Here is a 13,526-nt window from a genome sequence, read left to right as displayed (position 1 = left end):
TTCGCACCCAGGGAGTTCGTGCGAAGCAGTCGGAGTCTGTGCATATGGCAGTAGCCTTCGCGGCTGCTCCGCGGTCGGTTGCAGTCAGATACGGAACATGGGCCACCCTGACGTTTACCGCTACCGTTCGGGTCTCCGTACTTCCAGAAGGCTTGGTAGTGCTTCTCGCACAACTGGTGCTTCTTGACCGAGACCTTGAGAGTGCAGCCGACAGCTACGCAAATGGCATGGCCCTGACCGCTGTTGCTCACAGCGCTGAGGATATCGAGACGGGGCGACAACTTGTGATCAGTTCATGCGCTGGGTTCAGTCCAGTTGCGGGAATTGAGACCGCCCATACTGTCGCAACGGATCAGTCACGCGCTCCAAGGATTCCAGATAGGTGACAGCGTTTTCGTCCGCGTAGATACGAGCGAGTAGCTGGGGTTCGTCCGGATGCACGCCAGCGTGAAAGTCTGCGAGGAACTCACGAGAGAACGTCATTTCCCGAAGTTAGTGGATCGAACGACAGCACATGGGACTTTGTCCATCCTGCGGATGACCTGATGCGTTCCTCGTCGCATCACCCGGCTTGAAGGCCTCGGGCAACTTGAATTTGACGCTCGTGGGGCGTCCGGCAGGGAGCCGCATGCGGTCCGAAGGTTGTTTCCGTCAGTAGCCCAAAGCTTGTCGGACAATGGTGGCCTGCTCGAGGTCGGGGGTGGTGGGGGTTCCGTTGAGCTGGATGTAGCGACCGCCGTCTCCTGAGGTGATCTCGATTGCGTGGGCGCGGAGTGCTGTTTCGTCTAGCGGGACGTTGTCCTTGACGTAGGTGAGCCAGCCGGCGCAGATCTGTCCGGGTTTGCAGCCGATCGACCGACGGTGCTTCTTGGGGGCGACATAGATGTAGTCGGGTTCCCATGCACGGACCAGGATATGGAGATGGTCGGCAACGAGTGCTGGGTCGATTACACCGGAAGGATCGTCCGCGGGATCGTCCAGGGAGAAGTGGACATGGTTCTTCAATCCTGTCCCGTCGAATCCCACGCGTACTGAGTACTTGCGGTAGCTGCCTTCACACATCCGGATCAAGTCGGGTGTGTACCCGGTCTTGACCATGGCCAGTCCATCGTCTCCACGGAGGATCGAGTCGGCTACTACCTGTTCGATGCCGTCGATGTCATTCGGGAGATGCACGAAGGTGCCGTCTTCTTTGACACCGTTGAGAAGCCAAGGAGAGTAGAGATGGGACAGGTCGGGCATCTCCTGTAGCGAGCGCTGTAAGCGATCTGCGCCGTCGCGAGGCGACTCGACCCGTCCGCCCCAGCCACCAATGAAATCCAGTACCACCGTGTTCCTCCCTGTCTACCTGTGGTTGCCTGCTACTCCGGCGGGACGTACTTGACCGTAATGTTCTCGTATCCAGCTTCGTCGATCATGTCCTCGATGGCTTCAGCTACTCGCTCTTCGGCGACACGCCACTCGATCTCGGCCCCAGCGGATTCGGCAGCTTCAGATTGCCGTCGAAGCTGGTCGGGGAGAGATTTGGCTGCGCCCATATTAGGCTTGAACTGGCCGTCGTCGCCGACCATCCATTCGTAGCCGGGTCCTTTCGCTTCGATGAGCTTGCCGCTCTCTCCGGCGTCCGGGTCCCAACCGTCGAACAGGACGTTGCCCGAGCCGTCCGCTTTGGGGATCGCATATTCAACTCCGGCGGGGCTGCCGGTGACTTGTTCCTCGTAGGCACCGGCGCGTTCGGAGGTGCCGCCACGGTTGGGGTACTCCCACTGTCCCGGACCATCATTGGTCAGGGTCGACGGCATGATGTCGAGCACCTGCTGCAGGTTGATGCTCGGAAAGTGTTCAGAGACCCATAGGAGGATCGCGCCTGCCGAGATCGCACCGGCGGCGAGGGCTGCCATGAGCGCCAGATCGACAGCGCCAAGCGCGATGATCGGCACGAAGCCATGGATTCCAGAGTTGGAGCCGAAGGTCAGAGCCGCCGCCGCGTCTGCAATGGATTGGGCGGCACGGGAGTCGGCCTCCTGGACAGCCGCAGCCTTGAAGCGTAGATAACCGGCCCATTCGAAGACCTTGGCCTCGGACTCCTCGGTCGGCGGCCCTATGATCGTGACAGTCCAGTCGTCTGCGACTCGGCATCCGTCGGCCTCTGCCTCCGCGACCGCCGAAAGCAACGCTCTGCGGGCGTAGTGCAGCTCCGAAAGCCCGGTCTCGACGGTGCCAGCAACTTCGACTAGCCCTGTGGACAGCTTCCGGCTACGGGCGCATGCGTCGGCGATCCGGTCGTCTGCTGCCTGGTTGGCAGTTCCTATCCAGTCCTCGCCCGAGACGGCGGCGCGCTGCCTGTCAACGGACCGGGTGTGCGAATCGAGTCGTTCAGCTTCGTAGCCCAGAGTGCGGACGATCGTGTCAGAAGCAGTCAGTGCATCCCAATGTTCGATCGTCGATCTGCTGGGGAGCCCTCGGGATCCCTGCACGATCACTCGGGTATCTCGATTGCCGAGAGCTGTTGGGCGGTCTCGTCGTCAGTGGTCCGGTAGCTCTCGCTCGCGTGCTCGGTATTGGTGCTGAGTGCGGTGAACTCGTCATGACACGCACTGAGCGCAGTGTCAGCCAGACCACCGAGGACAGCCAGCACGGCGGACGTGGCCGACGATGAAATCAGACTGGAGGCGCCTGAGATCGCCTGGTCGCAAACTCCGGATTCTCGCGTGTTCTCGCCGGGATTCAGCGTGTTTGCAAGCTCATGGATTCGCTCGGTGTCGGCATACAGCACCGTAATGGCCCCCTCCATCGCGGGAAACCTAGCACAACTGGAGGGATTCGGTAGGAGACGGGCAGGGCAAGCCTGACCTGGACCGAGGCTGAGCGTGGCTGTTGTCCGGCCAAGAGAAGAGGCCCACCGTCCGGACACAGTAGGCCTCAGTGAACTTCCAAGAAGGAATGTTCGAGATCAGCGTATCAATCCGTCGCGGGGGTATGTCGTTTTCCTGAACCTGCGCGTGGATCCGCTGCAGTTCCGCTTGCTCCACGGTCGTATCAATTTCTCGGCTTCTTCGCGCATCCCGCTGCCATCGCTCCAATGCAAGGGAACAAGTTGTCCGTCTTCGTTGTGGTGATGCGCTGCTGGCAGGAGTTAGCGAAGACCTGATGGGGGCGAGGTGCCATCTGAGGGCCACAGGGCCTACGGACCCCGTGCAGAGCAGTAGTGATGCGTGTTACACCCCTGACGACGGTCCGGTTACCTTCATTGCCAGATCAGTAAGATCTGGTCCGGGCATTGTAAAGCAGCTATTATTCGACTGTGAAACAAAATATTGCGGAATTGCTGCACAAAAGGTCCGATCTCAGTGAATATTTAGTGCACTTTACCCGGGACAGAGGTAACGGATCTGCTAGGGATGCTCTGATGCAGATTCTCGCGAGTGGCGTAATCGAAGCACGTAGCAATCTGGGATTAGCCAAAGAACTCGCAGAAGAATTCCCTGGCGCTCTCGAGGCTGCGGGCCTAGGCCAGAAATGCTGTTGCTTCACGGAGACTCCGTTGGAGCACTGTTGGTCGATGGTTCAAGATATTGCGGGACGGTCCCGCCAATTCAAACCGTTTGGGATTGTGTTCAGCAAGGATTTCGGAATGAAGAATGCGTTAAACCCCGTCTGGTACTTGAATACCACGCAGGGCACGGACCACTTGACCACTCCGGTGCTGAACATCATAGAGAGTTGCAGGGGTCATCTTGAGGCTGGCAGCAAAATTGGGACGAAACAAGATCAATCCGGGGAGGTGTTAACGCAACCGCGCTTCGAAATTCTACGGATTGCACCGGGTAAGTCCCGGGGAGTGGTGGGAATCGGCTGAGCGCATCCGGCCAGGTCCGCGGCGTGTCGCTCCCTCGCCGAGGGTGGGCCATCGCGTAGTGATCAACGAGTTACCTCTCACAGTGACTCACAGAAAGCAGCTACGCGATGACCCACGATCATTCTGCACTGCTCACCCAGCTCCACGCGCTCGAGGGCGCCGACAGCGCCAGCGTGTTCGCCGAACTGATCCGTACCGGCCTGCAGGCTCTGATCGAAGCCGAGGCCACCGACAAGCTCGGCGCCGGCCGCTACGAACGCACCGACACCCGGATAACGCACCGCAACGGACATCGAACGAAGACCGTGGCCACCACCAGCGGCGATGTCGAGGTCAAGATCCCCGAACTGCGGTCAGGATCGTTCTTCCCCTCCTTGCTGGAGCGACGCCGCCGCATCGACAAGGCCCTGTACGCAGTGGTCATGGAAGCCTACGTGCACGGCGTGTCGACCCGCAGCGTCGACGACCTGGTCGGCGCGTTGGGTGTCGGATCCGGGATCTCGAAGTCGGAGGTGTCGCGGATCTGCGCTGGTCTGGACACCGAGATCGCCCGGTTCCGCGAGCGCACGCTGACGCACACGAGCTTTCCGTACGTGTTTCTCGACGCCACCTTCTGCAAGGTCCGGGTCGGTGCGCACGTGGTGTCCCAGGCGTTGGTGGTGGCCACCGGAGTCTCGATCGACGGCACCCGCGAGGTACTCGGAACCGCCGTCGGGGACAGCGAATCCTACGAGTTCTGGCGCGAGTTCCTCACCAGCCTCAAGGCCCGTGGTCTGTCGGGGGTGCATCTGGTGATCTCCGATGCACACAGTGGCCTCAAAGCTGCTGTGATGCAGCAGTTCGCGGGTTCTTCGTGGCAGCGGTGCCGGGTGCATTTCATGCGCAACATTCGGGCGGCGGTGGCGGCCAAGCATGTGCCGCCGGTGATGGCGGCGGTCAAGACGATCTTCGCGCACACCGACCCGGACGCCGTCGCGGAGCAGTGGGATCAGGTCACCGACACCTTCTCCGGGTCGTTTCCGAAGGTCGCGGCGTTGATGGAAGCCGCCAAACACGATGTGCTGGCGTTCACCGCGTTCCCCAAGGCTCATTGGCAAAAGGTGTGGTCCAACAATCCCATTGAGCGGTTGAACAAGGAAATCAAGCGTCGAGCCGACGTCGTGGACATTTTTCCGAACCCGGCGGCATTCCTCCGGTTGGCGACCGCGGTGGTCATCGAGCAGCACGACGAGTGGCAGGTCACCCGCCGGTATGTCTCGGATGTGAGCATGGACGAGCTCCGGGCGGTGATCGCCGCCAAACAGCACGCTACCGAACCGGCGTTGTCGTTGACCGGCTCGAGCGAAACAGCATAGTATCCAGCACGACTCGTTGATCACTACGTCTACTGCAGAGCCGATCCGAAGTCCACCACTCCACGGGGCACTATCTCTACGAATCGCACGAACAGTAACCGGAGTTACGTATTCGGGCAGAACGAACACGGATTCACCCCGAAATTTCACCCTCGGAACGGAATTGTCCGTCGAGGCGGGGAAATACCGAGCAGATTATCGACGACGTGCGAGTGAGACGGCGACAGCCGTCGCCACGGATCCGGTTCCGACCTTCGAGGCGAGTCGCGCGGTCCGGCCGATATCCTCCGGGACCGGCGCGGGTCCGTCGCCGAGCGTGCCGCGATCCTCGACCACTCCGTGATACATGTTCGTGCCGCCGAGCCGGAGACCGAGAGCGCCGGCGAACGCCGCCTCGACCGGACCGGCATTAGGGCTCGGATGCTTACGGGCGTCCCGACGCCACGCCCGGATCGCACCCCGGCCGTCGTCACCGAGTGCGACGGCCAACAGGGCGGTGAGGCGAGCGGGGACGAGGTTGAGCACGTCGTCGAACCGGGCCGAAGCCCACCCGAACCGTTCGAGTCGCGGGGTGCGGTGGCCGACGCGTGCGTCGAGGGTGTTCGCGGCCCGGTACGCGAGCAGGCCGGCCGGACCGAGCAGCGCACCCCACCACAGCGGCGCGACGACGGCGTCGGAGGTGTTCTCGGCGACCGACTCGATCGTGGCGCGCGCGATCCCGTTCTCGTCGAGTCGCGACGGGTCGCGGCCCACCAGGTGGGTCACCTGTTGCCGCGCCGCGGCGAGGTCGCCGTCGCGGAGCTGAGCGTCGATCGTCCGGGCCTCGAATCCGAGGGAGCGGCCACCGAGCACGGTCCAGGTGGCCAGCGCCGTGACCGCGACCGACAGCACCGGACGACCGCGGGTCGCGCGGTCGGCGACGTATCCCAACGCCCCGGCGGAGCCGACCAGCAGCGAGGTGAACACCACCCCGGCAGCGCGGTGGTCGCCATACAGCCGGCCTTCGGCGGCGCGCGCCAGCTTCCCGAAGCCGCTCACGGGATGCCACCGTTGCGGGTCGCCGACGAGTTGGTCGGCAGCGTAGCCGAGCGCCAGTCCGAGTGCCCTCTGTTTTCCGGGTGCGCTGCGCTTCACAGGATCGTCCTCCATGCTTCGACGAGCACCGTCGTGGTCGCCGCGTCGCGCACTGCGATCCGCACCCAGTCGTCACCGAGGCCGGGGAAGGTGTCTCCGCGACGCAGCGCGAACCCCTTCTGCCGCAGTTTCTCCCGAGTTCCTTCGGGTACTTCCGCCAGCACGAACGGGGCCGTCGCGGGGGAGACCACGTGGATTCCGAGTCCGGTGAGGGCGTCGACGAGGACCTCCCTGTCTCCGGCGATCTCGTGCGCGATCACGTCGGTCTCGCGTACTGCGTCGTCGGATGCGCACGCGATCATCGCAGCCGCTGCGGGGGTGGACACCGACCAGGGCGGTTGCTGCACGGCGAGATCCGCGAGCACCGCGGCGTCGCCGACCACGTATCCAGCTCGCAGGCCGGGGATCGCCCACGTCTTGGTGAGCGACCGCAGCACCACGAGTCCCGGAACGAACTGTCCCGTCAACGATTCGGCTTCGCCGGGAACGGCGTCCATGAACGCCTCGTCGACCACGACGACGCGTCCCGGTCGGGTCAGTGCCAGGAGCGTGTCGGCCGGATGCAGGACCGAGGTGGGATTCGTCGGGTTGCCGACGATCACCAGGTCGGCGTCCTCCGGGATCACACCCGGATCGAGGACGAACCCGTCGTCGCGGCGCAACACCACCCGCGTGACACGATGTCCGGCGGCCAGCAGTGCGGCCTCGGGTTCGGTGAACTGCGGGTGCACCACCACCGGTTTCCGCCATGCCCGCGCCCGGGCGAGCAACGTGAACGCCTCGGCACCCCCGGCCGTCGGGAGGACCTCGTCGTTGCTGCGGCCGTGACGATCGGCGAGGGCGGCGCGTGCACCGCTCGGGTCGGGATAGCGCGCGAGATCGTCCAGCGAGGCACGCAGGGCGTCGTCGAGCCAAGCCGGTCGAGGTCGGCGCGAGACGTTGACGGCGAGGTCGACCAGCCCTTCGGTCGCGTCGCGGTCGCCGTGATGATGCAGATCGGGTTCGTGTGTTCGACGACGTGCCGGTGCCGAGGTGGGTTCGGGTGCGGGTTCCGCCGCCCGCGCGGCGTCCGCGAACCGTCGTGCGAGATCGGGATGTCCGGCCCAGTGCGTGTGCAGGTACGACGCATGCACCGTCGCGGTGGCGACGCCGTCCGGCCGGCCGTCGAGCAGCCACGCGGGAGAGGCGCCGGGGTCGATCGCGGTGCGGTGGAATTCGTGACCGGTGACGCGGGTGCCGGCGGGAGCGAGCAGGGCGTCCTGCGGTGCGATCGCGGTGCGGTAGCCGAGGGTCAGGCGCGAGGTCATCCGTGCCGACGTGTCGAGGGCGCCGACCATCTCGTGTCCGTCGACCTCGCGCCCCAGATAGAGCAGACCGGCGCACTCGGCGACGGTTGGAACTCCCGCCGCGATCGCGGCGCGCAGGTGCGTGCGCAGGGGGAGGTTCGCGGCGAGGTCGGCGGCGTGCACCTCGGGGAACCCGCCGCCGAGGTAGATACCTGCGGTGCCGGCGGGTAGTCGTTCGTCGCGCAGGGGATCGAAGGTCACCGGTCGGCATCCGTGTGCGCGCAGGAGTTCCTCGGTCTCGGTGTAGCGGAAGGTGAAGGCACGGCCTCCGGCGACAGCGATCACCGGACCGTCCTCGGTGGACGTGCCCGGTGACCACGGCGTCGCCGGTAGGTCGGGTGCTGCCGAGGCGATACCGAGGATGTCGGCGAGGTCGATGCGTTCGGCGATCTGCGCGGCAAGCCGATCCACCTGCGCGGTCGCCTCGTCGCGTTCCTCGGCGGGCACCAGGCCGAGATGGCGCGACGGAACGGTGATGCCGTCGTCGCGACCGAGCACGCCGATCACCGGGATGCCGGTCGGTTCGAGTGCGCGGATCACCTCGTCCGAATGTCGCTGCGATCCGGCCTTGTTCAGGATCACGCCGGCGATCCGCGTGCCGCGGTCGTAGGACGCTATGCCGTGCACGATCGCCGCGATCGACCGGGAGGCGTGCGAGACGTCGACGACGAGGATCACCGGTGCGGACAGCAGGGCCGCGGTGTGGGCGGTGGACGCGTACCCGTCGGTGCCGATCATCCCGTCGTACAACCCCATGACACCTTCGATCACGGCGATGTCCGCACCGGCGGCGCCGTGCAGGAAGAGGGGAGCGACGAGGTCCTCGCCGACGAGATGCGGGTCGAGGTTGCGGCCGGGTCGGCCGGTGGCGAGCGAGTGGTAGCCGGGATCGATGTAGTCGGGACCGATCTTGTGGCCCGACACGACGTGCCCGGCGCGGCGCAGCGCCGCCATGAGACCCGTGGCGACGGTGGTCTTCCCGTGCCCGGATGCCGGTGCGGCGACGACTACACGTGGAACTCTCACCACTCGATCCCTCGCTGGCCCTTCTGACCCGCATCCATCGGATGCTTGACCTTCGTCATCTCCGTCACCAGGTCGGCGACCTCGACGAGCTTCGGGTGCGCCCGCCGCCCCGTGATCATGACGTGCTGGCGTCCCGGCCGAGAGGTCAGCGTATCGACGACCTCGTCGATGTCGACCCATCCCCACGCGATCGGATAGGTGAACTCGTCCAGCACGTACAGGCCGTGCTCCTCCGCGGCGAGGCGTCGCTGGATCTCGCGCCATCCGGCGAGGGCGTCGGCAGCGTGGTCCTCCTCGGTGCCCTCCTTGCGCGACCACGACCATCCGGATCCCATCTTGTGCCACTCGATGGGTCCGCCGGTGCCGCGCTCGTCGTGCAGGTCGGCGAGGGTCTCGAAGGCGGTCTGCTCGCCGAGGCGCCACTTGGCGGACTTGACGAACTGGAAGACGGCGACCGACCAGCCCTGGTTCCAGCCCCGCAGCGCGAGACCGAATGCGGCCGTGGACTTTCCTTTTCCGTCACCGGTGTTGACCATCAGCAACGGCCGGTTGCGGCGCTGGCGGGTCGTGAGACCGTCGTCAGGTACGACGGTGGGCTGTCCCTTCGGCATCAGGCGGCCCTCTCCCGAACGATTCCGGTCAGTGCCTCAGCATCGACCTCGCCGACGGGTACGTAGTCGGCGCCGAGGCGTTCGGCGAGACGGGCCGCGAGACCCATCCGGAAACGTCCCGTCTCGGAATCCACCACCACCGAGGAGATTCCCTGTGCAGCAATGACGTCCGCGGTGTCGAGCGAGCGCTGCACGGCGTCCGGTCCGGCGGTGGCGCGACCGTCCGTGACCACGACGAGCAGGGCGCGTCGTCGCGGATCCCGCAGCGAATGGCGCCGGATGATCTCGGCCGCTTCGATCAGGCCCTCCGCCAGCGGGGTCCGCCCACCGGCGGGGAGTTCGCGTAGCCGTGCGGCGGCCACGTCCACCGAATTCGTCGGCGGGAGTGCGACGGTCGCGCCGGCGCCGCGGAAGGTCACGAGGCCGACGGTGTCGCGACGGCGGTAGGCGTCGAGCAGCAGCGACAGAACAGCGGTCTTGACCTGCACCATCCGGTTGCGTGCGGCCATCGACCCGGAGGCGTCGACACAGAACAGGACGAGATTGGTCTCGCGGCCTTCGATGATCTTGCGGCGCAGCTGCAGACCCTGATCGGTGAGGACGGTCGCGCGGATCGTGGCGGGAAGGTGAACCGGACCGGAATCGCCGCGGCGACTGCCCACTGTGCGGCCGATCGTGGTGACCGCCCGCGACCGACGGCCGGCCGCCCCGCGCCCGACCCGATCGACGGAGAACACCCTGGCACGAAACGGATCCGATGCCGACGCCAGGCTGGTGGACAACCTGTCGCCCGAGCCGGAGGACGTCTCCGCTGCCGAGTCGTCGGGTGCGCTCTCGCCGCCACCGGGATCGTCGTCGGGGCCGGGATCGGGGTCGTCTCCGCCGAGCAGGTCGTCGAGCAGGTCGTCGCTGCTGGTGGGGGCGTCGAACGGGTTGCGCCGCCGACGGTGCGGAAGCGCGAGCCGGGCCGCTGCCGCGATGTCCTCGCGTGTCACCTCGAGGCGGTCGTGCCAGGCCGCGTGCGCGATGGCCGTGCGGGCGGTGACCAGGTCGGCACGCATGCCGTCCACATCGAACGCCGCGCACACCTCGGCGATCGAGACCAGCGCGTCGTCGCTCAGTACGACCTGCGGGACGCGTTCGCGCGCGGCGACGACGCGACGCGACCACTCGGCATCCCGATCCGCCCACCGCGCGGTGAATCCGGCCGGATCGGCGTCGAAGGCCATCCGCCGCCGCACGATCTCGGCGCGCACGTGCGGGTCGCGGGGCGCGGCCACATCCACGGCGAGTCCGAAGCGGTCGAGCAACTGCGGGCGAAGCTCACCCTCCTCGGGATTCATCGTTCCGACCAGGACGAATCGGGAGGCGTGCTCGACGGAGACCCCATCGCGTTCGACGGTCGAGCGACCCATCGCCGCGGCGTCGAGCAGCAGGTCGACCAGGTGGTCGTGCAGGAGATTGACCTCGTCGACGTACAGCACACCGCGGTGGGCCAGGGCCAGAAGACCGGGTTCGTATTCGGCCGTGCGGTCGGCCAGTGCCTTGCCGAGATGCAACGCTCCGGTGACGCGATCCTCCGCCGCGCCGACGGGTAGTTCCACCAGCCGAACCGGTCGGACATGCGAGGCTGTATCGGCCGGATGAGGACCGTCCGGACAGGACGGATCGGGCGCGTCCGGATCGCACGAGAACCGGCACCCGTCCACGACGGTGACCGGCGGCAACAGCGCGGCGTGGGCACGCACCGTCGTCGATTTCGCGGTGCCCTTCTCGCCACGCACCAGCACACCGCCGATCGTCGGCGACACCGCACACAGGGTCAGGGCCAGCGCGAGGTCGTCGGAACCGACCACCGCGCCGAACGGATACACGTACATTTCGACCTCCACAGGCTCCCGCTGGGATGTTCTCCGCGGCAAGCTGTTCGAAGGCCGGTATTCGGACTTCCCGGTCGGACGCCGTGCGATCGCCTTCCCGGACCGGACGGTCCAGTGGCTGCGCGGATGCGCATGATCGACGACTCCCGGGTCACCGCAGCGGGCCTGTGCCGGATTCTCACCGGCTTCCCGATTATCCCCGTGAGGGGCACCTTCGATTGCCTTGCCGCGGCCGAGTGTAGCCGCCGCGCCTGGGTTATGGTTCACCGCCATGGGACCGATGCGACAGACGACAGGCATCACCGTTGTCGGAATCGGGGCGGACGGATGGTCCGGTGTGCCGTCCACCGTCCGGGAGCGGATTCTCGCGGCCGAGGTCCTGCTCGGTGGCCGGCGCCACCTCGACCTGATTCCCGCCGGCGCGGCGGTGCGTGAGGAGTGGCCGTCGCCGCTCCTGCCCGGCCTCGACGACCTCCTCGACCGGCACGTCGGCAAGGACGTCGTCGCGCTCGCGTCCGGCGATCCACTGGTCTCCGGAATCGGCACCACACTGATCCGGCGCCTCGGACGCGACGCCGTGGAGGTGATCCCGGCGGTCTCGTCGGTGGCACTCGCCCGCGCACGCATGGGCTGGTGGGCAGAGGAGTGCGAGACGGTCACTGTCGTGGGGCGTGAGATCGATGCTCTGCGCAGAGTTCTGACGCGCGGACGCAAACTCGTCGTCCTCGTCGACGGTGCACGTGTCGCGGATGTTGCGACGCTCCTGGTGGCCGCCGGTTTCGGGAACTCACGGGTTGCGGTGTTGTCGCATCTCGGTGCTGCGGACGAGTCCCGGATCGATGCGAAGGCGGCCCATCTGACCGATACGGGCGTCCGGTCTCTGAGTCTGATGTGCGTCGAGGTCGACGGACCGGCAGGACTGTCGACTGTGCCCGGTCTCGACGACTCCCTGTTCGAGCACGACGGACAGCTCAGCAAGCGGACCGTGCGTGTCGCGGCGGTGTGCGCACTCGCACCGCGACCGGGAGAGTTGCTGTGGGACGTCGGTGCGGGAGCCGGGTCCGTCGGAATCGAATGGGCGCGAACCGATCCGCGCTGTCGTACTCTCGCGATCGAGAAGGACGAGAGGCGCGCCGGCGCGATCGAGCGCAATGCCGCCGCTCTGGGAGTGCCGTCGACCGTGCGCGTCGTCCGTGGTGCCGCTCCCGCCGCGCTCGACGGACTCCCGGTGCCCGACGCGATCTTCGTCGGCGGGGGAGGAAGTCGTGAGGGTGTGCTCGACACGTGTTGGGACGCATTGCCTCCCGGCGGTCGGCTCGTCGCGCACGCGGTGACGCTGGAGACCGAGGCCGGCCTCGTGCAGTGGTGGAAGACGCACGGCGGTGAACTCACCCGTCTGTCCGTCGAACACGCAGATCCCATAGGAACATTCACCGGCTGGCGTGCGCAGCGACCGGTCGTGCAGTGGAGCGCAGTGAAAGGCGAACGATGACCGTCCATTTCGTCGGATCCGGACCCGGAGCGGCCGACCTGCTCACGCTGCGAGCGGTGAACCTGCTGCGCGAGGTCCCGGTCGTGCTGTACGCCGGTACCTATCTCGATGCCGACACGCTGTCGCACTGTCGTGACGACGCCGAACTGATCGACACGCAGCACCTGGACCTCGACGGGATCACCGCGCATCTCGTCGACGCGCACCGGCGCGGGCTCGACGCCGTGCGATTGTGTTCCGGCGACCCGTCGCTGTACTCGGCGCTCACCGAACAGACGCGACGACTCGACGCCGCAGGCGTGCCCTGGGACGTCACGCCCGGTGTGCCCGCCTACGCCGCGGCGGCCGCGGCACTCGGCACCGAGTTGACCGTTCCCGAACTCGTGCAGACGGTCGTGCTGACCCGCACGCAGGCCCGGTCGACGGCGATGCCCGACACCGAGGCTCTGACGCGGGTCGCGGGGATCCGGGCGAGTCTCGTCCTGCACCTGGCGATCACCCGCATCCGTGTCCTGGCCGAAGAACTCACTGCCGAATACGGCGCCGATTGTCCCGTCGCGGTGGTCGCGTTCGCGTCGCGGCCGAACCAGGTCGTGCTGCGCGGCACCCTCGCCGACATCGCCGACGGTGTCGAGGCGGCCGGCCTGAAGCACACCGCGGTCATCGTCGTCGGACACGCTCTCGGCGTGCGTGAACGGCCGGATGTCGCCTGCTCGCACCTCTACGACCCCGCTCGCGAGCGCCTCGGTCTCGGATAGTTCCCTCCTTGCGTGCCGAACCGGGGTTTGCCCAGGTTGCAGCAGCGGCGAACCCCGGTTCACCG

Annotated in this window: 11 protein-coding genes and 1 riboswitch; of the genes, 4 read left to right on the top strand and 7 right to left on the bottom strand. The window is 66.4% G+C overall.

From position 1 onward, the window contains the following. Positions 1 to 651 precede the first annotated feature (651 nt). The 3 genes from CKW34_RS19490 to CKW34_RS19480 are packed head-to-tail and all read right to left on the bottom strand — an operon-like array spanning position 652 to position 2,794. Entirely contained in the window at positions 652 to 1,329 is a 678-nt protein-coding gene (locus CKW34_RS19490; RefSeq protein WP_155418989.1) for a hypothetical protein, read from the bottom strand. Positions 1,330 to 1,361: 32 nt separating this feature from the next. Then, positions 1,362 to 2,483 (bottom strand): Tox-REase-5 domain-containing protein, encoded by a 1,122-nt coding sequence (locus tag CKW34_RS24705; protein WP_231921749.1) that lies wholly within the window; start codon positions 2,481 to 2,483, stop codon positions 1,362 to 1,364. Continuing rightward, positions 2,480 to 2,794 (bottom strand): hypothetical protein, encoded by a 315-nt coding sequence (locus CKW34_RS19480; protein ID WP_059384762.1) that lies wholly within the window; start codon positions 2,792 to 2,794, stop codon positions 2,480 to 2,482. Before CKW34_RS19480 ends, CKW34_RS24705 begins: the two co-directional genes overlap by 4 nt. 510 nt (positions 2,795 to 3,304) lie before the next feature. Between CKW34_RS19480 and CKW34_RS24345 the strand changes: the two genes are divergently transcribed. Further along, positions 3,305 to 3,859 carry a hypothetical protein gene (locus CKW34_RS24345; RefSeq protein ID WP_155739904.1) on the top strand — a complete coding sequence of 185 codons (555 nt, stop codon included), beginning with the start codon at positions 3,305 to 3,307 and terminating at the stop codon, positions 3,857 to 3,859. Between the two features lie 107 nt (positions 3,860 to 3,966). After that, the gene (locus tag CKW34_RS19475) at positions 3,967 to 5,214 is read left to right on the top strand and encodes an IS256 family transposase (RefSeq protein ID WP_059384854.1); all 1,248 of its coding nucleotides are present in this window, start codon (positions 3,967 to 3,969) and stop codon (positions 5,212 to 5,214) included. Between the two features lie 195 nt (positions 5,215 to 5,409). Here CKW34_RS19475 and CKW34_RS19470 read toward each other — a convergent pair whose 3' ends face one another. From CKW34_RS19470 to CKW34_RS19455, 4 genes are read right to left on the bottom strand one after another with little or no spacing between them, the layout of a single operon-like run. After that, entirely contained in the window at positions 5,410 to 6,363 is a 954-nt protein-coding gene (locus CKW34_RS19470) for a cobalamin biosynthesis protein (protein ID WP_059384581.1), read from the bottom strand. Beyond that, positions 6,345 to 8,720 carry a cobyrinate a,c-diamide synthase gene (locus CKW34_RS19465; RefSeq protein ID WP_059384582.1) on the bottom strand — a complete coding sequence of 792 codons (2,376 nt, stop codon included), beginning with the start codon at positions 8,718 to 8,720 and terminating at the stop codon, positions 6,345 to 6,347. The genes CKW34_RS19470 and CKW34_RS19465 overlap by 19 nt, the downstream gene beginning before the upstream one ends. Next, positions 8,717 to 9,331: a cob(I)yrinic acid a,c-diamide adenosyltransferase gene (gene cobO / locus CKW34_RS19460; protein ID WP_059384580.1), complete on the bottom strand. Its 615-nt coding sequence runs from the start codon at positions 9,329 to 9,331 to the stop codon at positions 8,717 to 8,719. The genes CKW34_RS19465 and cobO overlap by 4 nt, the downstream gene beginning before the upstream one ends. Beyond that, positions 9,331 to 11,211, bottom strand: a complete 1,881-nt coding sequence (locus CKW34_RS19455; RefSeq protein ID WP_174479684.1) for a VWA domain-containing protein — start codon at positions 11,209 to 11,211, stop codon at positions 9,331 to 9,333. The genes cobO and CKW34_RS19455 overlap by 1 nt, the downstream gene beginning before the upstream one ends. Positions 11,212 to 11,246: 35 nt before the next feature. Further along, positions 11,247 to 11,442, bottom strand: a riboswitch (cobalamin riboswitch). A gap of 40 nt (positions 11,443 to 11,482) precedes the next feature. On the opposite strand from CKW34_RS19455, the gene CKW34_RS19450 reads away from it, so the two are divergent. Together CKW34_RS19450 and CKW34_RS19445 are read left to right on the top strand one after the other, a co-directional pair. Beyond that, complete coding sequence (locus CKW34_RS19450; protein WP_059384578.1) at positions 11,483 to 12,703, top strand: bifunctional cobalt-precorrin-7 (C(5))-methyltransferase/cobalt-precorrin-6B (C(15))-methyltransferase; 1,221 nt, start codon at positions 11,483 to 11,485, stop codon at positions 12,701 to 12,703. After that, entirely contained in the window at positions 12,700 to 13,461 is a 762-nt protein-coding gene (locus tag CKW34_RS19445; RefSeq protein ID WP_059384577.1) for a cobalt-precorrin-4/precorrin-4 C(11)-methyltransferase, read from the top strand. Before CKW34_RS19450 ends, CKW34_RS19445 begins: the two co-directional genes overlap by 4 nt. Positions 13,462 to 13,526 lie beyond the last annotated feature (65 nt).

This window comes from Rhodococcus rhodochrous (genome assembly GCF_900187265.1).
Taxonomy (GTDB): domain Bacteria; phylum Actinomycetota; class Actinomycetes; order Mycobacteriales; family Mycobacteriaceae; genus Rhodococcus; species Rhodococcus rhodochrous.
This window is presented reverse-complemented; position numbering and strand designations above follow the sequence as displayed.